Below are 24,607 nucleotides of genomic sequence, written 5' to 3'. Positions count from 1 at the left end.
GAATCTCCGATTTCATTTATCCTGCGCCAATAGGTAGCGCACCCTTTTGCAATGGCTAGACGCGTTATATGGAGAACCGAAAATAACTTTTATGCCGGAGTCGCATGATCATGTCTTATGATGCCCCTGTTGATGATATTGCTTTCACACTGCGCAAGGTGACCGGTCTGGACCGCCTTGGTGAGACAGGGGCGTTTGAAGCCTATGATGCCGACCTGATCGATCCCATCCTTGAGGAAGCCGGGAAGCTAATGCGCGATGTCATCGCGCCGTTGAACCAGTCTGGTGACAAACATGGCGCGCAACTGACGGCAGACGGCGTTAAGGCCGCGCCGGGCTTTGCTGAGGCTTATGCTGCGTTTCGGGAAGGTGGCTGGATGGGGCTATCGGTGCCGGAAGAATGGGGCGGGCAGGGGCTACCCAAAGTGCTTGGTCTTGCCGTCATGGAAATGCTGCATGGGGCGAACATGGCGTTTGGCTTGTGTCCGATGCTCAGCTTTGGCGCGATTGAAGCCTTGCTGGAGCACGGCACGGACGACCAGAAAGCGAAGTATCTACCGAAACTGGTCAGCGCAGATTGGACCGGGACGATGAACCTGACCGAGCCACAGGCCGGATCAGATGTCGGTGCGCTAAAAGCCAAGGCTGTGCCGAATAGTGATGGCTCTTACGCAATTACCGGGCAGAAGATTTACATCACATGGGGTGACCATGATGTGGCTGAGAACATCATCCACCTGGTTCTGGCACGCCTGCCAGATGCACCAGCGGGCTCACGCGGGGTCTCACTCTTCATCGTGCCCAAGACTATGGTCAATGATGATGGCAGCCTCGGCGAAAACAATGCTGTGAAATGTATTGGTCTAGAGAATAAGGTTGGTATTCATGCCTCACCAACTTGCGTCATGGAATATGACGGGGCGACGGGGTGGCTGATCGGGGAGGCCAATAAGGGGCTTGCCTGTATGTTCACGATGATGAACTCGGCCCGCCTGAATGTTGGTCTCGAAGGGGTCGGTGTTGGCGAGGCTGCTTATCAGACAGCATTTGCCTACGCACAGGAGCGTAAGCAGGGCAAAGCCGCTGGCGTTGATGGGGCTGCACCAATCCTGCACCACTCTGATATTCGTCGTCAGTTGATCACCATGCGCGCCAAAGTGCAGGCCGCCCGAGCGATTTGTTATGCTTGTGGTGTCGCGACGGATATGGCTGAAGTCGCCTCAACGCCAGAAGAGCGCGCGAAAGCCAAGCTACGAGAAGAATTACTGACCCCAATCGCAAAGGCCTGGTCAACCGATATGGGCGTTGATGTGGCAAGTCTTGGTGTGCAAGTGCATGGCGGTATGGGCTTCATGAATGAAACCCTCGCAGCCCAGCTTTATCGTGATGCCCGGATCGCGCCGATCTATGAAGGCACGAACGGGATTCAGGCGATCGATCTGGTCGGCCGCAAGCTGTCCATGGCGGATGGTCAGGCGATGGCGGATATGCAGGTTGAGATCGATGAAACAGTCCGTGAAGCGCGCGCAACCAATGATCCGGGGCTTGTATCAATTGCCGAGCGCTTGAAAGCTGCGAATGAAGCGCTGAGCGAAGCAACCGCATGGATGAAACAGGCGATGAAAGAGGACCGTGACACCGCGCTGGCTGGCGCGACCGCCTATCTTGCGCTTGCCGGTGACGTCATCGGGGGGCATTTCCTAACCAAGGGCGCTGTAGCGGCGCGCAGCGAAAGTGGCCAGACCCGTGGCCGGATGACGGCGCTTGCTGGCTTCTTTGCGGAAACCTCTCTTGCGGGCGCTCCCGGTGCCGTCGCTGGAATCACCCAAGGTGGCGCAAAAGTGCTTGAGGAAAGCGAAGCGCTTTTCGGGATCGCTTAAGGCGTCCAATGCGAGATGCGCTCTGATAGATCCGGGCGCATCCGCTCCTGCGGATTGGCCTTGGCGGTGCCAAGATAGATATAGCCTGCAATACGCTCCGAGGCCTCAAGGCCAAGCAGGGTGTTGATACCATCACTGTAGGCGATCCATTCGCTCAACCAACACCCGGCCCAGCCACTGGCATTGGCGGCGAGGAGCAGGTTTTGACAAAGCGCCCCGGCTGAAAGCTCCTGCTCCCAGATAGGGGTTTGCTTGGGGTCGTTTTTCGGGCTTGAAACAACCGCAATTACGGTTGGTGCTCTCAGGAAGTAGTTCTTGGTTGTTTCGAGCATATGCTCGCTTGCCTCGGGCTGTTCCTGTTTTTGTATCTCTGCGGCGGCTGCCCCAAAGGCGGCGCGCGTCTCACCTTCAAACACGATAAAGCGCCATGGCCCAAGGCGGCGATGGTCGGGCACCCGAGCGGCAATCTTTAGCAATTCGGTCAACTCATGACCGGTCGGCCCGGGGGCGCCGATCATTTGTTTGCTCATTGAGCGGCGAAGCGCAATCAGGTCACGCGCTGGTTTACTCGGTCGGGTGGCCAACATTGGCTCACCAATTGCAGGGGCGGGAGGGAAGCGATGTGTCATGATCGGCAGATAGGGGCATAGCCTTTGCTTGTCATGGTCGAAAAACAAAAAACGCAAAAAGATGAGTGAACGGTGTTTACTAATTGAACAAGTGACCTATTTCTGTGTCATAGAAAACAGGAATTAACCGTGCCATTGTCCTCCCTGACCCCTGCTGAAAAGCGCCGCTTGAAAGTTCGTGAGGCCATTCTCACGGCAGCTGAGCGCGTATTTGCCCGTGAGGGGGAGGCCGGATTGTCTATTCGTCGACTGGCGCGGAAGATCGATTATTCTCCTGCGGCGATATACAAGTATTTTTCCAGCAAGGATGATCTGGTGGATGAGCTCAAAGAGGCGTTCTTTGAGCGCCTGCTGGAGCAGGTGCATAAGATTGCCGATACATCGCGTCCCTTCCCAGAGCGTATGGCACAGTGTCTGTCCACCTATGTGCAGGAGGCGATTGCCAAGCCTTATCATTATGCGGCTGCCTTTTCTGGAACTGCACAGGATGGTGGGTTTGATGCGAGCGAGCCTGGATTTGATGAGCGCTCACGTGGGCGGGCTTTTTTGGTTTTACAGGGCATGGTTCAAGAAGGTATTGCGGCTGGGCATTTCCGAGGTGACCTGGATGCCCAGCTTGCCGCAAAATCGATTTGGGCCTCGATGCATGGCTTGGCCATGATGATGATCCACATCCCAACATTTCCAAAACTGACCGGCGATTGCACGGAACTCGATCGTACGGCTTTTATTAATTTACACGCTGACCAATTGGTCAAAGGACTGGAGGCACGAGCATGACGGATAGTACAGAGCTTGAGCACGCACGAACGCCAAAGCCCAGCTTCCTGAAGGGATTGGTCTTCCTTTTGGTGATCGCCGTAATTGTCGCTCTTCTGGCGGCTTTTGTTCTGACGCAGCGCTCGGAAGAGGGGCCATTGGTGCCGACGGCGGCGCCCGTTCCCATCTCAGTTGATGTCGTAGAGGTTTCACTTTCTGATACCTTGTCGCTGGAAGAGCGCTTTACGGGACTGGTTAGTCCACGCCGAACCAGTGCACTCGGGTTTCAAAGTGGTGGACGGATCGTGGCGCTGCGTGCTGATATTGGGGATCGTGTCCGTACAGGTGCTGTGCTTGCTCGCCTTGATACGCGTGCTTTGGAGGCGCAGTTGGCAGCAGCTGAGGCGACTGTTGTTGAGGCTGAAGCCGCATATGCGTTGGCGCAGGCGACGGTTGAGCGCCAGAAAACCTTGAATGAGCGCGGGCACGTTTCACAACAGCGCGTTGATGAAGCCATTGCCCAAGCGAATACATCACTCGCGCGCATAGACGCGGCTCGGGCCAGCGCGGATACATTGCAGGTTCAGATCGATCTTGCGCGGATCGTTGCGCCATATGCAGGGGTAATCACCGCGCGTATGGCAGATGAAGGGGCCATCGCGGCACCAGGTCAGCCCGTCTTTGAACTGGTTGAAAATGGTGTTTTGGAAGCCCGTATTGGCTTGCCCGCAGAGCTGTCTCAGACGCTGACAATAGGTGAGACTTATTTGCTGATCGCTGACCAGGGTGAGGTTTCAGCGACACTGCGTGCTGTGACTGGGGTTATCGATGCCAACCAGCGCACGGTGACCACAATTTTTGATATTAACAATATTGATGAGGTTGCCTCCGGAGCGGTGGTTCGGATCACGTTATCGCGCGATGTCACTGAACAGGGGCTCTGGGTGCCAGTCTCAGCTCTGGCTGAGAGCCAACGTGGCTTATGGTCGGTCTATCTGGCGCGCTCGGAAGGGGAAACGATCCGCGCTCAGAAAAGTGTTGTCGAGATTGTCCATTCCGAAGGGGATCGCGCTTATGTTCGCGGGGCTATTCGCAATGGCGATCTGGTTATCATTGATGGGCTGCAACGGATCACTCCCGGGCAAGCGGTGACCCCTGTTGAGGTCGCGGGGATATTCGAGGCCCCGAAGACCGCTGCATTGGAGCAGTAGGCATGACAACGCTTTTCTATCGTTTGCCACGGTTGACGCTGCTGATCATCTTTATTGCCATTATTAGCGGTATTGGCGCGATCCTCACTTTAGGGCGACAGGAAGACCCCACATTGGTTGAGCGGTTTGGCTATGTCCTCACCGCTATGCCTGGCGCTGATGCGGAACGGGTCGAGGCGATCGTTACTGAGCCGATTGAACGGCGCTTGCAACAATTGCCAGAGATCGCAGAAATCAAGTCGACCTCCCGCGCAAATGTCTCACAGATCAGCATCGATGTACGTGAAGACCTGACCGAAGCTGAGGTTGATGATGCCTGGACGCTGATCCGCTCTCAAGTCGAGTTGGCGCGAGCGGAGCTACCTTCGGATGTGCGAACACCAATTGTGGAGCGCGTATATGTCGGCGCGGCCACCATGCTGGTTTCCCTTTCATGGCAAGGGGAGGGTGATCCCCCTCTGGCCGTCATGGCGCGCCTTGCTGAGGGTTTGGAAGATCGCTTGCGGAACTTGTCCGCTACGGAAGAAACTGAACTCTTCGGTCAGCCTCGCGAGGAAGTCCGCGTCGTGGCCGATCCTGAGGCATTGGCAGCTGCGGGTCTATCCATGACGGAAGCGGCCCGCCTGATCGGGGCGGGTGATGCTAAGGCTCCTGCTGGACAATTCCGGGGTAGCGGGAGTGATATTGGTGTTGAGATTGGCGGTGAGTTTGATGGCATTGCGCGAATACGCGCGGTCCCGCTATTGCAGCGCCCTGATGGCTCGGCCTTGCGGGTTGGCGATATCGCTGAGGTTGAGAAAGGGATTGAAAATCCGCCGACAGGTCTTGCCTTTTCGGATGGCAAACGCGCGATCTTTGTGGCCGCCTACATCCAGTCCAATAACCGGGTTGACCAATGGGCGCTTCAGGCAGAGGCCGCCGTTGAAGACTTTGCGGTCAATATTCCAGGCGACATCAAGGTCGACATCACATTCAGCCAGGCGAAGTACACAAATGAGCGCCTGAATGGTCTGGCGCAAAACCTGCTTATTTCGGCGCTGATTGTCTTTGCGGTTCTGTTCTTTGTCATGGGCTGGCGTTCAGCCATTGTCGTGGGTTTGGCTCTACCGCTTACAGTGGCGTTGGTGCTACTGCTCTTCCGCCTGTTCAATTACCCCTTGCACCAGATGTCAGTGACGGGGTTGGTGATATCACTCGGGCTTTTGATCGATAATGCGATTGTCGTGGTCGACGAATATGATCAGGAACGGGCTGGTGGGCGGACTGTGCTTGACGCGATTGATCATTCGCTTGGCAAGCTATTCGGACCGCTCTTTGCCTCAACACTGACAACCGCGCTGGCCTTTGCTCCCATTGCTCTCATGCCTGGCGCAGCGGGTGAGTTTATTGGTATGATCGGCACATCGGTGATCTTCTCTGTCGTCTGTTCCTTCGTGATTGCGATGACGGTTATTCCGGCAGTTGCTGGTTGGCTTGATCGCCCGCGACAAGCGGTTGAGGTAAAGCGCTGGTGGCGTGATGGGATCAAGATTGACACCGTAACCGATGGCTACCGCTGGACGATTGGCACGGTGCTGCGTTACCCGATTCTGGGTGTTCTGATCGGTGTCGTTCCGGTTATGGCGGGCTTCATGCTCGGCGGATCATTGCCGAGCCAGTTTTTCCCGCAAACAGAGCGTGATCAGTTTCAGGTCGAAATTACCCTGCCGCCCCAAGCCACAATCTATGAGGGGATCGACGCGGCAGAGCGCGCCGAACGTTTGCTGAAGCAGCGTTATCCCCAGATCACTGGTATTCACTTCGCTGTCGGAGAGCCAGGACCACGCGTTTATTATAATGCCTTTAACAATCAGCGCGGTGTTGCCGGCTATGCGGCTGGCTTTGTTCAACTGCGAAGCAATAATGATACGCGGGTTCTTGTTGCCGATGTGCAGAAGTTTCTGCGGACTGAATTCCCGGAGGCGCAAGTTCTGGCCATCCCGTTTGAGCAGGGACCTCCCGCTGATGCGCCGATCGCCTTCTTTATCGAGGGCAACAGCCTTGAGACACTTAATCGGCTTGGCAATGAGGCGCGCTCTATTCTGGCTGAAACCCCCGGCATCACATTTACACAGGCGCGTTTGCAGCTTGGGGCGCCAACCCTGACGATCAATGCGGATGAAGCAGCGACGGCGATTTCCGGTCTACGCTTGACCGGTCTCGCGGCCGATTTGCGTGCGGAACTCGAAGGGGTACCAGCAGGTTCCATCCTAGAGGGGATTGAGGAAGTACCTGTGCGGGTGATTGCCCCAGCCCAGCGTCGTGGAGAGTTGGTCGACTTGCGCTCCAAAACAATCGGAAATGGCGCGCAAGGAGCGGGAACGCCACTGGCCGCGTTGGGTGAGGTAAAACTGGATCCGCAAACCGCTGTTATTGTTCGGCTGAATGGTCAGCGCGTGAATGAGATTTATGGCTATACTGAGCCATATTCCTTGCCAGACCCGATCTTCGCCGAATTCCAGTCCAAGCTTGAGGTCCGTGGTTTCGATCTTCCGCCTGGCTACTCGCTGCGTATAGGTGGGCAGGCGGAAAACCAGGCTGATGCCATGGCCGATTTGCTGACTCTGGCTGTGCCTCTCATTCTGGTCATGGTCGGTGCCGTAGCTCTGGTGTTTAATTCCTTCCGGATGAGCTTCCTGATCATGGCGATAGGCGGCATGTCTGTTGGCTTGGCCTTTGGTGGGGTCTGGATGTTCAATCTGCCGATGGGCTTTAACGCGATTGTCGGTGCCCTTGGCCTGTTAGGGATCGCAATTAATGGCTCAATTGTTGTTCTGTCTCTGTTGCAGGGCAACGAAGCCGCGCGCAATGATGATGTGATTGCCCAACGTGAGGTCGTGGTTGCTGCGACTCGGCATATTGTGGCGACGACCCTGACAACGATGGGCGGCTTTGTGCCGATTATCCTGACCGGGGATGTCTTCTGGTTGCCGCTTGCGACAGCGATTGCAGGGGGCGTGGCTGGATCGGCTTTGCTGGCCCTGTATTTCGCGCCTGCCATGTACCGGATTATGACCATGAAGCCGATTTACCGCTTATTCCGCTTGCTAAGTGGCAAGGGCTGGACGCATCCTGCCCGTGCGACAGTCGCAGCGGAGTAAGATATATGATCAGCGTTCGTGCTTTGGTTTTTATGGGGCTGCTGGCGGCCTGCGTGCCGGGGAATAGTGAAGCCCCCGAAACAGGGGCAGCCGAGATTGAGGCCTTTCAGGCACCTGCTGATCAGCGTGAAGCGACATATTATATCCGCCCCACCATGAGCGTACCGACAACAGCAGACCTTAGCCGCGGTGATGTTCCGCGTGATGAGTATGGGCGGCCGTATACGTATGAGTATCTGGGGCAAGCCCTCCCGGACTTCTCTGGCCAGCTAACGACTGGGGAGATTTTTGACTCTGCTCAGCTTGAGGGGCAGTGGACCATTATTCGGGTCTGGGGGTTGTGGTGCCATGACAGTCGTGGCGAGTTGGAGCAGGCGGCGCAACTCTCCGATGCGCTTAACGCCAGCCCGGGTGATGAAATCGGGTTCATGTCCATCCATGTCCCACAAAATGCCGATCGAGCTGACTACGCGACGCGCAATTATGAGAGTGTTGGCGCCTTCTTTGAGGAAGCTGGTTACCTCTATCCGACGGTGATCGATGCCGATGCGCGGTTGCGGACGGTGCTCAAGATTCGCTGGACCCCCTCTTATCTGGTGATTGCACCAGATCGGACTGTACAAGGTTTCCGGACGAGCCTTGCGGATGCCGGCGAGGATGGGGTTGAGCAATTTGTGCAGGATATTCAGAAAACCCGGCGTATCTGGGCGGCATCAAACTAGCGGCTCTCAAAGGGTTGGCGAAGCAGAGCTATTGGCGACTGGTCTGCGGCTTCTCGCCATTGATCGCTACCGAGGCCCATCGTTTCGTGTCCATCATTGGGGGCTGCTTTATACAAACCGAACAGGCGATCCCACCAGGGCAGGAAGAATCCGAAGTTGCGGCCTGCTTCATGATGATTGGTTGAGTGATGCACTCTATGCATGTCCGGGGTCACAATGATCAGGCGCAACCAGCGATCAAGCCACAGAGGCAGGTCCAGATTAGCATGGTTGAACATGGCCGATGCATTCAGAATGATGACAAAAGCGGCCACGGCTTCCGGACTGGCCCCAAGCAAGATGATCACGCTCCCTTTCCAGGCCAGGGACAGTAACAATTCCAAGGGATGGAAGCGTAGAGCCGTTGTGACATCAAATCCGGGATCTGTGTGATGGACCCGGTGTAATCGCCATAGCCATGACACGCGATGCATAACGACATGCTGGCCCCATACAGCGAGGTCGAGCAAGGCAAAGGCGATTACGAATGCAAGCAGCTCGGACAAGGGCATCTGATTCAACAAGCCAAACTGGCTGTGCTGAATTACGACCGCGATCCCTACCAGGCCAATCGGAAGAATAAGGCGCGATAGCAGGCCACCGATCGCCACAAGGCTCAAGGCACCAAGCCATCTTTCACGACGACTCAAAGGTAAGCCGCGTCGGGGCCAGAAAGACTCCAACAAGGCGAACAGGATGAAACAGCTTATCGTCACGATTAAAGCGAACATGCTTGCTATGTAAGCATTCCCCAGACCCTACGCCAGCTCATGCACGCGAAAGTGTGTAAGACCACGCATGTCGCAAACCTGTAAGAATGTGTCCAGAAATGGTCGTTTCGGACACCCGTCCGAATCATTCTGTCGATCACCTGCAATTAACTGAAAAATTAAGGCAGGGAGGGCGAATCGAGGTTTGCCCAATTCGCTTACGAAGGGTATTACGAAGAGGTTAACCCAGCCAACGATAAGGTGGACCCAAGGCATGCTGCATCCGTCAACGAAGAAACTGATAGACCGTCTTGTTGAAATGACGAGCGTGGCAAAGATTGATTGGCAGGAGGGTGACGCTGGTGCGGTGACCTATACCACTGAAGGCTATAGCGTGACTTTGGAGCAGGAGCCCAACGAACTGGTCATTACCAGTGTGGATGGCCGCGAGCTGGAGCGCGCCAGCGCTGAAGAGCTCGCAGAAGCGACCGATGGCGCAGGCATAAGCTACACTTTGCGGGTTGCTGAGATGACGCGTGAAGCGGTCCGCAAGGCAAAAGGGATTGATACTGCCATTTCAACACTTTTGGCCGGGATCGATACAGATGGAGACGGTGTTCCGGATGAGCCTGCTGCGCTCGCTGAAGAGACCTCTGAGGAGCCGATGCCGCTTGAAGATAGTGGTGATGAGAGTGCCGCGAGCGCAATGATGGCCGTCGAAACTGAGGTCGTTGAGGAAGAGGGGGTTGCAGAAGCTGAGGATGTGGCCGCCATAGATGAGGGGCTGATCGTTGCGGAAGAAATCTCCGTTTCTGCCGAGGCGACACTAGAGCCTGAGTCCGACATGACCGAAGCCGTTGCGCGTCTTGCTGATGAAGTGAATGGTCGCGAGGAAGAAGCAGCTGCACAAGGCGCAGACACCCTCGAAGATACACCATCGGCGAGTGATAAAGACACTACAAGCGATGTGGCTTTAGGTGCGACCGAGTCGACCGTTGAAGCGATTGAAACACCGATTGAAAGTACGGAGCCTGTTTTTGCTGAAACTGGTGATACAGAGACGGTTGAGGCGGAACAGACAGAAGAAACAAAGGCGCATTCTATCGTTGGTGAGCTAAGCGCTACGGCGGCGGGTATTGCAACAACCGTTGCTATGGCGGAAGTCTCCTCCGACGAAAGCAGATCAGACTCTGAAGAGCCCGCTGATGAAGACACAACAATCAGTGCTTCTGAAGACGCTCCGGTAACAGTTACTGAAACAGGCGTTGAGACCGAAGCCGATGAGCCTGTTTCCGAGCCAGTCACTTACGAGACAGCGGCACCGGGAGCAGATGAAAGTGTCGCTGAGGCGTACGGTCAAGATGAAGCCGAGACTGACGGGGTTGATGCGCGTGATGAAACCGCTGAATCTGCGCCTGTTGATGTGTTCGGTGAGGATGGAGACGTCACGTTTACATCTGATGCCAGTCAGACTGCCGAGCCATCTGCGGAAGCATCATTTGATCAACCTGAAGCCATTGCGCCGCTTACGCAGGAAGAGGCTGTCGTCGATAGCTCTGAAGAGCACAGCGAAGCGACCGTTCTTACAATTGAGGGTGCCGCAAACGATGATGCGGCCGACGAGGCGGAAGACCTGAGTATCACCGGTTCGAGTGATGCTGAAACGGTCTCATCTCAAGAGCCAGAAGCTGCTGTTGTTTCATCAGAAGCAGAGACACCGAATACGCTTGATAGCGAGATTAGCTTGAGCGCCATTGGTGCAGGGTTTGGTCTGGGTGCCTTGCAAGTCAAAGGCGAAGCATCCGGCGTTCCGGGGCCAGCTTCTGGCGATACTGAGCAAACCGAAGCGCCACAGGATACGATCCTCATCGACGCAACGGATGAGGTTCCACTTTCGGACGTATCAGAAACGTCTGACATTGTGACCGAAGAGACCCTGCCGGAAGTCGCTGACTTGCAAGACGTCGCTGAGCCGATTGCGGAATCTACAGAAGAGGTTGTGACGGCCACCCAAGAGGAGGAGCCAGAAAGCTCCGAAACGTCTGAAGAGGATGTTTCCCTGACTCCGCGGACGCGTTTTAATCCCTGGACCTGATCTGCATAAGTCTTGTGCAGCCCTGACCGATTGCTGATCGGCTGACGTTGCGCTTGTGCAACATAAAGAGGGCAATGTCAGACTTGTAACAGCATTCCTGCCGCATTTCCTTGCGGGGCGGTTCAGATTTGGACAAAGCAGCGTTAACGGGCCCATGCGGGATGGGCCCTTAGCAACCTATGAGAAAAGGTCTTGCGCGCTATGTCCCTAAAAACAGCTCTTAAGCTTACCGTCGCGTCAGCCGCGGCAGCAACCGCTTTTTCGGTTCCAGCTTTTGCACAGGAAGTCGATGAGGAGGCGCGACTGGCGCCGGTCGTCACGACAGCACAACGGGTTGAGGAAGATGCCCAGAATGTTCCGATCTCGATCACAACGGTCGCGGACGAGAAGCTCGATAACTTGAAAGCGGGCGGTGCGGACATTCGTTTCCTGTCAGCGCGCGTGCCAAGCGTGATTGCGGAAAGCTCTTTTGGTCGAGCCTTCCCACGGTTTTACATTCGCGGGATCGGGAATACCGATTTTGACTTGAATGCGTCACAGCCGGTGTCGCTTGTCTATGATGATGTGCCTTACGAAAACCCGGTCCTGAAAGGCTATCCAGTCTTTGACCTTGAAGGTATCGAGGTGCTTCGTGGGCCACAGGGCACACTTTTCGGACGCAACACGCCAGGCGGCATTATCAAGTTTGACAGTGTGAAGCCCGGCGATGAGGCCAATGGGTATGTGCGTGCGTCTTACGGCACATATAACACAAAAGAGGTGGAAGGGGCATTCGGCACACGCTTGAGCGACGATTTTGCTTTCCGTGTCTCCGGCATCTGGCAGGATCGGGATCCATTCGTTGACAATGCCTTTACGGGTGAAACGGATCGTTATGAGGGTTTTGAAGAGTATGCGGGCCGGGTTCAGCTCCTCTGGTCACCTTTTGCCGATACTGATGTTCTGTTGAACCTTCACGCGCGTTCGAATGATTCCGATGCCCGCCTGTTCCGGGCCAATATCATTGAGCAGGGGCAGCGCGGGCTCGCCCCAGGCTTTGACTTCGACACCGTTTCCTTTGATGGCGACAATTTCCTGACTCAGGACGCGTCTGGTCTTACTTTGCGCGTCGATCGTGAGATTAATGACGCTCTGGACCTGACCTATATTTTGGGCCGTGAAACCGCAGAGGTGTCTTCTCGGGGCGACATTGATGGTGGGTTTGGTGCGGGTTTCCTCGGAGCTGGCAATTTCGGGCCGGGTTTCATTCCATTCCCGTCCGAAAGCTCTGGCGCGGTTGATGATCTGACCCAGACAACCAATGAGCTACGCCTCGCCTACGATAATGGTGGGAAAGCGCGTTGGCAGGCTGGGGTTTTCCTGTTCGACGAAGACTTGCAGATCACCTCGCGCAGTTTTGATACGCTGGCACCGGGGCGCCCTGAGAATGGTCGCGCCGTTCGGACAGGTCAGACACAGGCATTCAGTTTCTTCGGTTCGCTTGAGTATGATGTCACAGATCAACTGACTCTGGCGGGTGGTGCACGTTTTACTGATGAGAAAAAAGACTTCGTCGTGGAGCGCCAGCTCAGCCCCTTTGGAGCCGGACCTTTGGGCCCAATTACTGGCAGTGTCGGTGATGAGCAGATCAGCTGGGATGCCTCTGCAACTTATCGTCAAACAGAAGACCTGACCTATTATGCGCGGATCGCTAAAGGCTTCCGTGGACCGTCTATTCAGGGCCGTCTGGTCTTCGGGGACACGGTGTCTGACGCCGACAGCGAGACTGTGCTGTCCTATGAGGCGGGTGTGAAATCCGAGCTTCTGGACAATCGGGTTCGCGTGAATGCGAACGTCTTCTTTTATGAGCTGGAAAACCAGCAGCTCACCATCGTTGGCGGCATCAACAACACGGTTGCCCTGTTCAATGCCGATGAAGGGCAGGGCTATGGCTTTGAAGCGGATATTGAGGCGGCTCCGATGCCGAACTTGCTGCTGACGGCTGGCGTGTCATACAACAATACGGAGATCAAAGACGACCTTTTGATCGCTCCGGGCTGTGGTGCGCCGTGTACAATTCTTGACCCGGAAGTGTTTGATGGCAGTGGCAACAGCCTCGGCTTCAACATCTCTGGAAACAGCTTCCCGAATGCTCCGGAATGGATCGGTAACTTTACAGCACGATACGCCATCCCATTCCGTAATGGTGAATTTTTTGCCTTCACAGATTGGGCGTATAAGGGAGAAACCAACTTCTTCCTCTATGACAGCATTGAGTTTGGGGAAGACGGTTATTGGCAAGGCGGGCTGCGTGCTGGCTGGCAGGGTGATAATGGCGTCGAAGCTTCTGTCTTTGCGCGCAACATTACGGATGAGGTGGTTCTGGAAGGCGCGATCGACTTCAACAACCTGACCGGGTTCGTAAATGAACCACGCACTTATGGCATCGAAGTCCGCTACGATTTCTAAAGCTGAATACATCCTAAAGCTAAGCCCGTACCGAGAGGTGCGGGCTTATTTTTTGCAGGCCGCGGCTGGTTCATTAGGAAGGTGTGGGCCTGATCATCTCAGGGCGATGGCTGCACCAGAACCGATATAGACAACACCTGTCGTCTGATTGAGGCGTTTCTTCAGTTTAGACGACCCAAAGGCTCGCCCAAGCCGTCCGGCGAGAAGCATGTATGCGCTGTAGACGAGAAATGAGATCGCGGTGAGTATCGCGCATATTACGACAAAATCCCCAAGCTGAATTTGCGAAACATCGAAAAAGGTTGGCAGGAACGCACTATAGAACAGGATCGCTTTCGGGTTCCCGAGCGTTACAATCGCGCCAAGACCAATATCTTTGAGATAAGAAGACGTAGACTGGGGCGTTATCGCAATTGGTTGGCCTGCCGTTTTGATCGATTGATATCCAAGCCAAAGCAGGTAAAGCGCCGCTGCGTATTTAACGATCTGAAAAAGTGGCCCCAAGAGGGTCGAGATGGCTGACAGGCCAATGAGAGCCAGAGCTAAAAACAAGAAGTCCACAAGGACCATCCCAATCACCACCATCGTGCCGGACATCGGACCAGATATGATTGATCTGGATAGAACGGCAGCTAAGCCCGGCCCGGGAGAGGCTGCCAGCAGCGTCATTCCAATTGCAAATGCGAGAAGTGATCCGGCGTCCACGTGTTGCTCCTAGTGTTTTGAATGCCGCCAATAACTATATCTGGCGGATATCATACTGAGACTGATGTCTCAGTGCATATAGGAAACTATGTCACGACGCTTACACAAAATCAGACCCACGCATTGCTCCGCGAGCCTGATTTGTTTTCAGAAAGCGTATTTCTTTGCTCTCTGCTACATTAGCAATGCCTTAGGCTTTAGATTGAGCGCCCGGGATGCGTAGAACCTGTCCCGGATAGATCCGATCTGGATGTTTGAGCATTGGTGTATTGGCTTCAAAAATATCCGGGTAGCGCATGGCGTCGCCGTAATGCTTCTTGGCAATCTTGGACAAGCTGTCGCCGGACTTCACGGTATAGAAAATAGAGTCAGCAACTTTGGCCTTGGACTTAACCTTCATGATGTCTTCGACTTCGCCAATGCCATTCACGTTCCCGGCGGCCAGTATGATCTTCTCCTTGGTGGCGTGATCGGGAACCTTCCCCTCAATCTTGACCTTTGGGCCATCGACCAACACGCGGAAGTCACCGCCAAGATCATCATCAAGGCCAAGGTCTTCGACTTCTTTTCGGATGGCTTTCTCTGCCACGCGGTCTCGCTCGGCGATTAGTTCTTTGCCCTTGCTCTTCACAAACTTAAACATGCCCATAGGCTCTCTCCCCTTTGTTGAGGAGGCAACGCTAGGCGGAGCGGCTGGATTTGCAAAGAGGTTTCCGCGACGTCCTTCCTGTTTACGTCAACGTCACCCCTAGGCGGGATGCTTTCAGACGAGTAGGGTGCCCCTCGAATACAAAACTACCCACGGGAGATTTTCCAAATGCGCGAAGCCGTAATCGTATCCACAGCCCGCACGGGCCTTGCCAAAACGGGCCGCGGCTCGCTCAACGATACGCATGGTATCACAATGGCGGGTCACGCCATTAAGCACGCGATTGCGCGCGCTGGGATCGAAGCCGCTGAGGTTGAGGATGTTTATCTAGGGTCAGCTCAGCCAGAAGGCGCGACAGGCCACAACATTGCGCGGAACGCAGCGCTTTGGGCCGGTTGTCCAACGACGACTTCCGGCGGCACGGTTAACCGCTTCTGCTCGTCCGGTCTTAATGCGATTGCACTTGCCGCTCACAGCGTGAAGCATGAAGGCGCGCCAGTTGCTGTTGGTGGCGGAGTTGAAAGCCTCTCCCTCGTTTCGCGTTCAGGGCACATGAACCTGCACCGCTATACCGAAGATGAGCTGATGGCGAAGCACCCAGCCATCTGGATGACCATGATTGAAACAGCTGAAATCGTAGCTGAGCGTTATGGCGTCAGCCGTGAAGCGCAGGATGAGTATTCTGCCGAATCTCAGCGCCGCACTGCGATCTTCCAGGAAAAAGGCTACATGGCCGAGGAGATCGTTCCTCTGAAGACCCGCATGAAGCTGGTTAACCGGGAAACTGGCGAAGAGACATATCAGGATGTTGTCTGTGAGCGCGATGAGTGTAACCGCCCTGGAACAACTGTTGAGACCCTCGCTGGTCTGAAGCCGGTCTTCTCTGGTGGTCAGCAAGTCAAAGAAGGCAAGTATATCACAGCGGGTAACGCGTCTCAGTTGTCTGATGGTGCTGCCGCTGTTGTCGTTATGGAAGCTGAAGAAGCCGCCAAGCGTAACATTGAGCCGCTCGGCCGTTTCGCGGGTTTCAACGTGGCTGGCTGTGATCCGGACGAGATGGGCATTGGCCCGGTTTTCGCTGTACCACGCCTGCTAGAGCGTCATGGCCTGACGGTTGATGACATTGATCTGTGGGAGCTGAACGAAGCTTTCGCGTCTCAGTGTCTCTACTCACGTGATCGCCTGGGCATCGACCCGGAGAAGTATAACGTCAACGGCGGATCGATTTCTATCGGTCACCCATTCGGTATGACGGGCGCGCGCTGCACAGGCTCTCTTCTGCTCGAAGGTAAGCGTCGCGGCGCGAAATGGGGCGTTGTCACCATGTGTATCGGTGGCGGTATGGGCGCAGCAGGTCTGTTTGAGATCTACAGCTAAGCTCCCGCTTACAAGACGATTTAGAGAGCCCCGGTCATTTGACCGGGGCTTTTCTGTTGCCATGACCTTAGCTTTGCGAGTTGCATGCGCTATGTTGCCATGATGAACGCGCCTTCTATCCGTATTCCTGATGGTTTTGTTGACGAGCTGAAAGCGCGTTTGCGGCCCTCTGACATTATCGGACGCAAGGTGAAGCTGAAAAAGCAGGGTAAAGAGTGGGTAGGTCTCTCGCCTTTCACCAATGAGAAAAGCCCAAGCTTCTACGTCAATGACCAGAAGAAGATTTTCAAATGTTTCTCATCTGGCCTCGGCGGTGATGTCCTGACCTTTGTCATGGAGACCGAACGCCTGTCCTTTATGGAGGCGGTTGAAAAGCTCGCGGAGGAAGCGGGCATGTCCTTGCCCAAGGCAACACCGGAAGATCGCGAAGCCTATGATCGACGCGAGCGGCTTTATCTCGCCTGTGAAGCGGCAGCTGCTTTGTTTGAGGAACAGTTGCGGTCTCCTGCTGGCTCTGAGGCGCGTGCGTATCTGGAGGGCAGAGGGCTGCTTCCGGCCTCGTGGCAACGCTATCGACTTGGCTATGCGCCGAATGGTTGGCAGACCACACTGGATGTTCTGCGGGATCAGGGCTTCACGATGAATGAGTTGGCCGATGCAGGTCTCGCAAGCGTCAAAGAGGGGCGTAACCCGATCAGCTTCTTCCGCAATCGCCTGATGTTTCCGATTGAGGATATCCGCGGACGTGTGGTCGCCTTCGGTGCGCGGGCCTTAAGCAATGAGGATAACCCGAAATACCTCAACACGGGTGACACCGAGCTATTTGATAAGTCCCGTAGCTTGTATCGTTACAAAGCGGCCCGTGAAGCGTTTGGAAGCACTGATTCTGGCGGCCTGATCGTTTGCGAAGGCTATATGGATGTCATCGCACTGGCGCAGGTCGGGATTGGTCATGCTGTAGCGCCGCTCGGGACAGCATTGACGGTGCCGCAGCTCGACTTGCTCTGGCGCGCCGGGCCTGAGCCAGTGGTTTGTTTTGATGGTGATGCGGCTGGTCAGCGCGCGATGAACAAGGCGATCGAGAACGCTCTTCCCGATGTACAGCCGGGCAAGTCCCTGTTTTTCTGTGAGTTACCCAGCGGGATGGACCCGGATGACTTCCTGAAAAAGCACTCCGCACAAGAGATGCGGGACCGACTGGCGAACGGAGAACCTCTGGTTGCGCGGCTGTGGCGGCGTGAACGGGATTTGGAGCCTCTGGACACCCCAGAGCGACAGGCTGGCCTTGAAGTTCGCCTGATGCAGGCCGTGTCAACGATTCGAAATAGCGCCGTCAAAGCCGCATATGAGCGTGATCTTAAAGGGCGGATGAAAGACTATTTCTGGTCTTTGCGGGTTGCCGCGCGCACGCAGAAAACCGGGCCGGGTCAGCGGGGCAGTGCGCGCCTATCACGAGGCGCGCCGGCAAAAACAACCGGCTTGGGGCATCTGGCGCGGGCTGTGGATAACCCGCATCTGGCGGAGCTTGGCTATGAGGCTTTAGCGCTTGCCAGTTTCAAATCAGAACACGTCGCGGCGATCCGCGATGCACTGCTTAGTCAAATAGATGCAGATTTAGCGGTTGACCGAACCACCGTTTGTGCCCATTTGGAGGATTGTGGAAAAACACGCGCTGCAGACCTGCTAAACTCTTATCCTGATGTGCCTCAAATGACTCCCGGTGGAGCTGAGGAACGGGAATGGCTTATCGCCCTTGAGCAGTATGCGCGCCCTGAAGGGTCCAGCGATGGAGCCGAAGTGTCAGGTGACGCGTTTGCGACACCGGAGGACGCACGGCTTCGTCATCGTTTGGTCTCTGAAAGGCGGGCGCGCGCAGCGCGTTTGAGCGAGGCGGCAGAGAAGGCGGATCAGGACTGACCCCTTCTTTGGTACGAGGTTTGAATGCCGTTAAGGAGACGGCAGACGGGAGAGCGTTTCATGGCGAAAGCCGGAGCCAATACAAATATGAGTGTCGAAGACCGCCCCGTCCTCGACATGAACAATACCAAAGTCAAAAAGTTCATGAAGGACGCGAAGGCCAAAGGCTATGTGACCGTCGAAGAATTGAACAAGATTCTCCCTGCAGACGAGATGTCGTCTGACCGGATCGAGGACACAATGGCGATGCTTTCCGAGGAAGGCGTCACTGTCGTTGAGACTGAGGAAGAAGGCGAAAACGCCGCCAAAGGTACAGCGCTGGCCAAAACCGACACAGCTGGTGCCGTTACCAAGAAAGGCAATGCTCGTGGCTCTGACCGGACTGATGACCCGGTCCGCATGTACCTGCGCGAGATGGGCGCGGTTGAGCTTCTGTCCCGTGAAGGCGAAATCGCGATTGCCAAGCGTATCGAGGCAGGCCGCGATGCGATGATCCGTGGCCTCTGCGAATCCCCTCTGACTTTTGAAGCGATGATGGTCTGGCGTGATGAGCTTGTGAACGAGCGTATCCTGCTGCGTGACCTGATCGACCTTGAGGCCACCTATGGTGCAGAAAACCCCGCGCCTGAGCCTGAGGAAGAGGACGAGGAAGAAGAAGAGCGCGAAGAAACCGTCGAAGAGCGCCATGCCCGCGAGGAACGCGAGGACGAGGAAGAAGGCGCAGCCATGTCGATGTCCGGCATGGAAGCTGAGCTTCGTGAAGGGGTTTTGGACAAGCTTGATGAGATGGCCAATGGCTTCGTCAAGTTCCGCAAGCTTCAGGAAAAGCTGGTTGCCAGCCGCCTGGAAGGCAAGGGGCTGACGACAAAATCTCAGGAAAGCTATGATGAGATTTCGACAAACATTGTCGACACGCTCAAGACCATGCACATCAACAATGCCCGGATCGAGGCATTGGTTGAGCAGCTTTATGCGATTAACAAGAAGCTGATGGGCCTTGAAGGCCAGTTGATGCGCCTGGCCGATGCTCATGGTGTTTCGCGCGCAGACTTCCTGAAGAATTATTTCGGGCGCGAGCTGGACCCAACCTGGGCCGAAGATGTTGCGTCAATGGGTAAGAAGTGGGAACGCTTCACCACACGCGAAGCCCAGAAAATCGAAGATATTCGCAGCGAGATTCGCGCAGTCGCCGAAGAGATCGGTATTCCAATCGATGACTACCGTCAGATCGTTCAGCGCGTTCAAAAAGGTGAGCGCGAAGCACGCATCGCTAAGAAGGAAATGGTCGAAGCAAACCTTCGCCTCGTGATTTCGATTGCCAAGAAATACACCAATCGCGGCCTGCAATTCCTCGACCTCATTCAGGAAGGCAATATCGGCCTGATGAAGGCGGTTGATAAGTTTGAATATCGCCGCGGCTATAAATTCTCGACCTATGCAACATGGTGGATTCGTCAGGCGATCACGCGCTCTATCGCTGATCAGGCGCGCACCATCCGTATTCCGGTGCACATGATTGAGACGATTAATAAGATTGTCCGCTCTCAACGTCAGATGCTGCATGAAATTGGTCGTGAACCGACCCCGGAAGAGCTGGCGGAAAAGCTTGGCCTGCCGTTGGAGAAAATCCGCAAGGTTCTCAAGATTGCCAAAGAGCCAATCTCGCTTGAAACACCCATCGGTGATGACGAGGATTCAAACCTCGGTGACTTTATCGAGGACAAGGCTGCACTTTTGCCGGTTGATGCGGCGATCCAATCGAACCTGCGTGAGACCACAACGCGCGTGCTTGCCTCTCTTACACCGCGTGAAGAGCGCGTTCTGCGGATGCGCTTCGGTATCGGTATGAATACTGATCACACACTCGAAGAGGTTGGCCAGCAATTCAGCGTGACGCGGGAACGTATTCGCCAGATTGAAGCCAAAGCGCTGCGCAAGTTGAAGCACCCAAGCCGCAGCCGTAAGCTGCGCTCCTTCCTCGACACATAATGGATATCTGGACCGCCCCGCTAAAGTTTGCCGCTTTACCCGGGGCGGCCACAGTCTCTTTCTCGCGCACCTTCTCCACTGAAGATGGCACCGCCACCACAAATTATCATCTTGAGTCCCGGCGTTTAGATGGGACCAAGATCGGTGATGATCGTGATTATGATCTGCTCAAAGCCGCCATCGGCCCCCTAGAGAAACTTGCTGAAGCACATTTCGAGGGAGATGTGACGGTGAGCTTGGATATTTCCGCGAATAAAGTCACGGTGAACACCTGATCTATTCACCTCTGGTAAACACGGCGGTGACTAGAAGAGAAGCGAATATCCACAAGGTGAGCGGGTGCGTATACTAACCGTCTTTCTTCTCTGGCTGACCGCTATGGCATTCGTGCAGGCGCATGCCGAAATTCGTTCTGTCGCGGTGGCCGGGGATGGCGATCTGACGCGTTTGACGATTGAAACTGGCAGTGACAGCGAGGGTGACGTTTTTCTGAGCCTTGCAGATGGCCAACCGGTCATCGAATTCGTGCCATCTGATGCCAGCGTCAGTCCGGATGCGTATCTTGGGCAGCCGACAGGGGCTGTGATCGCTTATACGTTAAACTCTGATCGTGTGAGTTTTGAACTGTCCCACGCGATGATGGTGATGCGTGAACTTGCGCCTCCGCCTGAAGCAGGTGCGCAGACCCGGCGGTTTATCATTGATCTCACGCGGGTCTCGTCGGCCCGCTATAACCGGGCAGCCAAGCGTGATGCCAAGCGGCTTGCTGCGGCGCTATCTCCAGCGCGGGAGCCGACAGTGACGCTTGCCGCTGCAACACCTTCAGCGACGGAAACAGTATCTCCAGAAGCTCAGCCATCTGCGCCGCCAAGCCTGAAGCCCTGGGGGCTGGATCGGTTTGTTGATCTGGCGCAGGCCCGTAAGAAAGTGATTGTGATTGACCCTGGCCATGGTGGACGTGACCCAGGAACATCCTCCATAGTTGGGGGACAGGAAAAAACGATTGTCCTGAGCGCGAGCCTTGTTCTGAAGGATTACCTGTCTCAGGACGCACGCTATGACGTCTATCTGACCCGCACAACGGACATTTATGTCGATCATGAGGATCGTGTCAGTAAGGCGCGGGACTGGGGCGCAGACCTGTTTATTTCCATGCATGTTGATGCCAGCGGCTCCCCGCGTACGGATGGGGCCTCCGTCTATTCCATCGACACGAAAGGCGAGCGACGCAAAGAAGGCGCCGCGCGTGACAATGGTTGGCATATGAAGACAGGCGAGGCGCAATCGGCTGAGGTTGAGGGTATCCTCAAAGACCTCATCAAGCGGGAAACCAAGTCAAACTCGGCTATTTTCGCTGAATTGGTTTTACCAGAGCTCGCTCAGGCTGGGCCACTCCTCAAGAACCCGTTCCGGCGCGATAATCTGGCTGTCCTGCTCGCACCAGATGTGCCCGCTGTCCTGATTGAACTCGGTTTCATCACAAATAGCGCTGACGCTAAGCGTCTGAAGTCCAAGAGGGGACAACAAAAAGCCGCCAAGGCGATTAAGCGAGCCATCGACGCTTATTTTGATCGTCAGGATTTGATCCTGGCAGCGAACTGAGGCGTGAACCTTTCACAGATCGCGCCAGCGCCTTAGTCTTGCCGCACAACCATGTGATTCACCCACGGTGAAACAGATCAGGAGCGCCCGAATGACCGAGGCAGTAAAACGACGTTTCTTGACCTGGAAATGGTTTTTCCGGTTGCTGATTGCGGGTTTCCTGCTTGGCGTGATCATGATTATCGCGTTTGCGATCTATATGATGGCTTTGGCGCGGACGGTCCCATCTGTTGAGAAGCTCTCAGAGTATAATCCACCTGTTACGTCCCGTGTGCATGCTGGCGATGGAACGCTGATTTACGAATTTGCGGATGAACACCGCGTCTTTGTTCCCTATGAAGCCATCCCGGAGCATGTGGTTCAGGCTTTTGTTTCTGCCGAGGACAAAAAGTTTTTCACCCATAAAGGTATTGACTGGCTGGGTATGACGCGTGGCGTGATTAACACCGCACGGAACAAGATTAGTGGCAAAGGTGGCATGCAAGGTGGGTCGACGATCACCCAGCAAGTCGCCAAGAATATGCTGCTGACGCGAGATCAGACGGTTGTTCGTAAGCTTAAAGAGGCCATCGTTGCCCGCAGGATGGAAAGTGCGTTCAGCAAAGAGCACATTATCGAGCTTTATCTGAACGAAATCTATCTTGGCGGACGCTCTTACGGGGTTGGTTCGGCTGCATTGAATTACTTCAACAAGTCGCTGCCCGAGTTGGATTTGGCCGAGGCGGCTGTTTTGGCTTCGCTGCCAAAATTCCCCGGACGCGTAAATCCCTACACAAATCCGGAGCGCGTGCTTATTCGACGCAACTATGTACTCAATCGCATGGTTGATGACGGCTATATCACCCGTGAGCAGGCCGATGCCGCGATTGAGAAACCGCTCAATACGACACGTCGGTTACGCGGACCGGAATATGCGGCTGCGACCTATTTCGTGCAGGAGCTGCGCAAGCAACTAATCGAAATTTATGGTGAGGAAGAGTTGGAGCAGGGCGGTCTGTCCATTCGCACGACCATTGATACAAAACTGCAGCTAGCAGCCCAGGAAGCCCTGCAAACGGGCTTGGAAATCTATGACCGTCGCCACGCCTATCGTGGTCCGGTCGCGAGCCTTGATATTGCTGCGTCTGATGTCATCGAGCAGCTAGGAGACGTGCGCCTGCCCGGCGGCTATGGCACTTGGGAAGCAGGCATGGTCAATCGCCTGACTGAGAATGGCGCTGAGATTATCCTGACCGATGCCGCGCAAACCTCAATCCCGCAAGAAGATCTCGAATGGGCCCAAACCTATGAACGTGATGGCGGGCAAACTGGCCTTAAGCCGGGCGATGTCATCCTCGTAGAGGTGCAACGTACACAGTTACCTGCCGCAGAAGTGGCCCCTTCAGTTGAAGGGCAGGCGGCAGATGATGATCAGACCCAAGAGATTGCGCCTGAGCCAATCCTGATCCCTGCTGAAAGCGCCATATTGCGGCAGGTGCCAGAGATCGATGGGGCTTTGATCGCGCTTGACCCTCACACTGGTCGTGTCCTCGCAATGATGGGCGGCTATTCCTTCTTCAAGAGCCCGTTCAACCGCGTGACACAGGCGCAGCGTCAGCCTGGCTCGTCTTTCAAGCCTTTCGTCTATGGCGCTGCTTTGGAGCGCGGCTACACGCCTGCTAGTACCATTCTGGACAGTCCCTACGTCTATTATGATGAGTTTACGGGCGATGTCTGGAAGCCTGAGAACTATGCCGAAGGGCGCTCCTACGGTGAGGTCACCATGCGGGCTGCGCTTGAGAAGTCCTATAATCAGGTGACAGCGCGGATCGCGACGGACATTGGGATGGAAGCGGTTTCCGAGTTTGGTGAGCGGTTCGGTATTTATGATCGCCTGCCGCCTTACCCGGCCATGTCCCTTGGTTCGGGCGAAACCTCCCCATGGCGGATGGCCAAGGCGTATGCGGCCTTTGTAAATGGTGGCAAGGAAGTCACCCCAACACTGCTGGACCGTATTCAGGATCGCAATGGGACAACGCTCTATCGTCACGATACACGGCCTTGCGAAGGCTGTGTTACAGAAGCATGGGATGGCCAACGTCCGCCTGTCCTTGAGGACACACGTCAGCAACTGGTTGATCCGATTATCGCTTATCAGATCGTGCATATGCTTGAGGGCGTTGTAGAGCGCGGAACCGGACGCCGGGCTAAGCGGATTGGTAAACCGCTTGCCGGGAAGACAGGGACCACGAATGATTATGTCGATGCTCTGTTCTTTGGCTTCTCACCTGACCTGGTCGTCGGCATCTGGACAGGTTTTGATGAGCCACGCTCACTGGGAGAGAATGAAGGCGGCGGTGTTGTCGCTGGCGTGATCTTCACGGAATTCATGGAGCGCGCCCTGGCCGATGAGCCCGCGCTGCCATTCCGTATCCCTCCGGGCGTTCGTCTCGTATCGATTGATCATCGCACGGGGAATCTGCCAACTTTCTCCAGTGAGGAGGTCATTCTGGAGGCGTTCCGGCCGGGAACAGAGCCGGGAATGGTGTTTGCTGGAGATGGCACGCTCAGCCTGTCCGGAACTCAGGATGGTGATCTCTTCGGGCGCCAGCCCACAACTAATCCTTCGCCTGTAGAAGATGGGATGTTCCCTGGACAAGATACAGTCCCACCTTCAACGACGGTTGAAGAAGACCTCGGCGATATCTACTAAGGTCTCAGGATTCGGATTGTCCAATCCTGACCTTATGGAGCGT

17 protein-coding genes are annotated in these 24,607 nt (G+C 55.3%); 13 read left to right on the top strand and 4 right to left on the bottom strand.

Going from position 1 to position 24,607, the window contains the following annotated elements:
- Window positions 1-110 precede the first annotated feature (110 nt).
- A complete protein-coding gene (locus RYZ27_RS07170) occupies window positions 111-1,880 on the top strand; it encodes an acyl-CoA dehydrogenase (protein ID WP_406681771.1) in 1,770 nt (589 codons plus the stop codon).
- Here RYZ27_RS07170 and RYZ27_RS07165 read toward each other — a convergent pair.
- Complete coding sequence (locus tag RYZ27_RS07165; RefSeq protein ID WP_406681712.1) at window positions 1,877-2,398, bottom strand: nitroreductase; 522 nt, start codon at window positions 2,396-2,398, stop codon at window positions 1,877-1,879. The two genes, RYZ27_RS07170 and RYZ27_RS07165, sit on opposite strands and share 4 nt — an antisense overlap.
- 240 nt (window positions 2,399-2,638) lie before the next feature.
- Between RYZ27_RS07165 and RYZ27_RS07160 the strand changes: the two genes are divergently transcribed.
- Genes RYZ27_RS07160 through RYZ27_RS07145 form a run of 4 tightly spaced genes read left to right on the top strand, consistent with a single transcriptional unit; the run spans window position 2,639 to window position 8,341 of the window.
- On the top strand, window positions 2,639-3,289 hold the full coding sequence (locus RYZ27_RS07160) for a TetR/AcrR family transcriptional regulator (protein WP_406681710.1): 651 nt from the start codon (window positions 2,639-2,641) through the stop codon (window positions 3,287-3,289).
- Window positions 3,286-4,479, top strand: coding sequence for an efflux RND transporter periplasmic adaptor subunit (locus RYZ27_RS07155; protein WP_406681708.1), 1,194 nt, complete (start codon window positions 3,286-3,288; stop codon window positions 4,477-4,479). Before RYZ27_RS07160 ends, RYZ27_RS07155 begins: the two co-directional genes overlap by 4 nt.
- Before the next feature lie 2 nt (window positions 4,480-4,481).
- Window positions 4,482-7,619, top strand: coding sequence for an efflux RND transporter permease subunit (locus RYZ27_RS07150; RefSeq protein WP_406681707.1), 3,138 nt, complete (start codon window positions 4,482-4,484; stop codon window positions 7,617-7,619).
- 5 nt (window positions 7,620-7,624) lie between these two features.
- The gene (locus RYZ27_RS07145; protein ID WP_406681706.1) at window positions 7,625-8,341 is read left to right on the top strand and encodes a TlpA family protein disulfide reductase; all 717 of its coding nucleotides are present in this window, start codon (window positions 7,625-7,627) and stop codon (window positions 8,339-8,341) included.
- Here the strand turns inward: RYZ27_RS07145 and RYZ27_RS07140 are convergent.
- The gene (locus tag RYZ27_RS07140) at window positions 8,338-9,111 is read right to left on the bottom strand and encodes a sterol desaturase family protein (protein ID WP_406681705.1); all 774 of its coding nucleotides are present in this window, start codon (window positions 9,109-9,111) and stop codon (window positions 8,338-8,340) included. The genes RYZ27_RS07145 and RYZ27_RS07140 overlap by 4 nt on opposite strands.
- A gap of 307 nt (window positions 9,112-9,418) precedes the next feature.
- On the opposite strand from RYZ27_RS07140, the gene RYZ27_RS07135 reads away from it, so the two are divergent.
- Together RYZ27_RS07135 and RYZ27_RS07130 are read left to right on the top strand one after the other, a co-directional pair.
- Window positions 9,419-11,185, top strand: coding sequence for a hypothetical protein (locus tag RYZ27_RS07135; RefSeq protein ID WP_406681704.1), 1,767 nt, complete (start codon window positions 9,419-9,421; stop codon window positions 11,183-11,185).
- Between the two features lie 201 nt (window positions 11,186-11,386).
- Window positions 11,387-13,633: a TonB-dependent receptor gene (locus tag RYZ27_RS07130; protein WP_406681702.1), complete on the top strand. Its 2,247-nt coding sequence runs from the start codon at window positions 11,387-11,389 to the stop codon at window positions 13,631-13,633.
- Window positions 13,634-13,726: 93 nt separating this feature from the next.
- Here RYZ27_RS07130 and RYZ27_RS07125 read toward each other — a convergent pair whose 3' ends face one another.
- A complete protein-coding gene (locus tag RYZ27_RS07125) occupies window positions 13,727-14,338 on the bottom strand; it encodes a LysE family translocator (protein WP_406681701.1) in 612 nt (203 codons plus the stop codon).
- Window positions 14,339-14,528: 190 nt separating this feature from the next.
- Window positions 14,529-14,987, bottom strand: a complete 459-nt coding sequence (gene lysM, locus RYZ27_RS07120) for a peptidoglycan-binding protein LysM (protein ID WP_406681700.1) — start codon at window positions 14,985-14,987, stop codon at window positions 14,529-14,531.
- Window positions 14,988-15,155: 168 nt separating this feature from the next.
- Here lysM and RYZ27_RS07115 point away from each other — a divergent pair, with 168 nt between their 5' ends.
- The 6 genes from RYZ27_RS07115 to RYZ27_RS07090 all read left to right on the top strand — a co-directional run bounded on the left by RYZ27_RS07115 (window position 15,156) and on the right by RYZ27_RS07090 (window position 24,564).
- The gene (locus RYZ27_RS07115) at window positions 15,156-16,364 is read left to right on the top strand and encodes an acetyl-CoA C-acyltransferase (protein ID WP_406681699.1); all 1,209 of its coding nucleotides are present in this window, start codon (window positions 15,156-15,158) and stop codon (window positions 16,362-16,364) included.
- 84 nt (window positions 16,365-16,448) lie between these two features.
- Complete coding sequence (gene dnaG, locus RYZ27_RS07110) at window positions 16,449-18,281, top strand: DNA primase (RefSeq protein WP_406681698.1); 1,833 nt, start codon at window positions 16,449-16,451, stop codon at window positions 18,279-18,281.
- A gap of 60 nt (window positions 18,282-18,341) precedes the next feature.
- The gene (gene rpoD / locus RYZ27_RS07105) at window positions 18,342-20,270 is read left to right on the top strand and encodes an RNA polymerase sigma factor RpoD (RefSeq protein WP_406681697.1); all 1,929 of its coding nucleotides are present in this window, start codon (window positions 18,342-18,344) and stop codon (window positions 20,268-20,270) included.
- On the top strand, window positions 20,270-20,545 hold the full coding sequence (locus RYZ27_RS07100) for a hypothetical protein (protein ID WP_406681696.1): 276 nt from the start codon (window positions 20,270-20,272) through the stop codon (window positions 20,543-20,545). The genes rpoD and RYZ27_RS07100 overlap by 1 nt, the downstream gene beginning before the upstream one ends.
- A 64-nt stretch (window positions 20,546-20,609) precedes the next feature.
- Window positions 20,610-21,872, top strand: a complete 1,263-nt coding sequence (locus RYZ27_RS07095; protein ID WP_406681695.1) for an N-acetylmuramoyl-L-alanine amidase — start codon at window positions 20,610-20,612, stop codon at window positions 21,870-21,872.
- A gap of 91 nt (window positions 21,873-21,963) precedes the next feature.
- Window positions 21,964-24,564: a penicillin-binding protein 1A gene (locus RYZ27_RS07090; protein WP_406681694.1), complete on the top strand. Its 2,601-nt coding sequence runs from the start codon at window positions 21,964-21,966 to the stop codon at window positions 24,562-24,564.
- Window positions 24,565-24,607 lie beyond the last annotated feature (43 nt).

Source organism: Hyphomonas sp. FCG-A18, assembly GCF_045287255.1.
Classification (GTDB): Bacteria; Pseudomonadota; Alphaproteobacteria; order Caulobacterales; family Hyphomonadaceae; genus Henriciella.
This window is presented reverse-complemented; position numbering and strand designations above follow the sequence as displayed.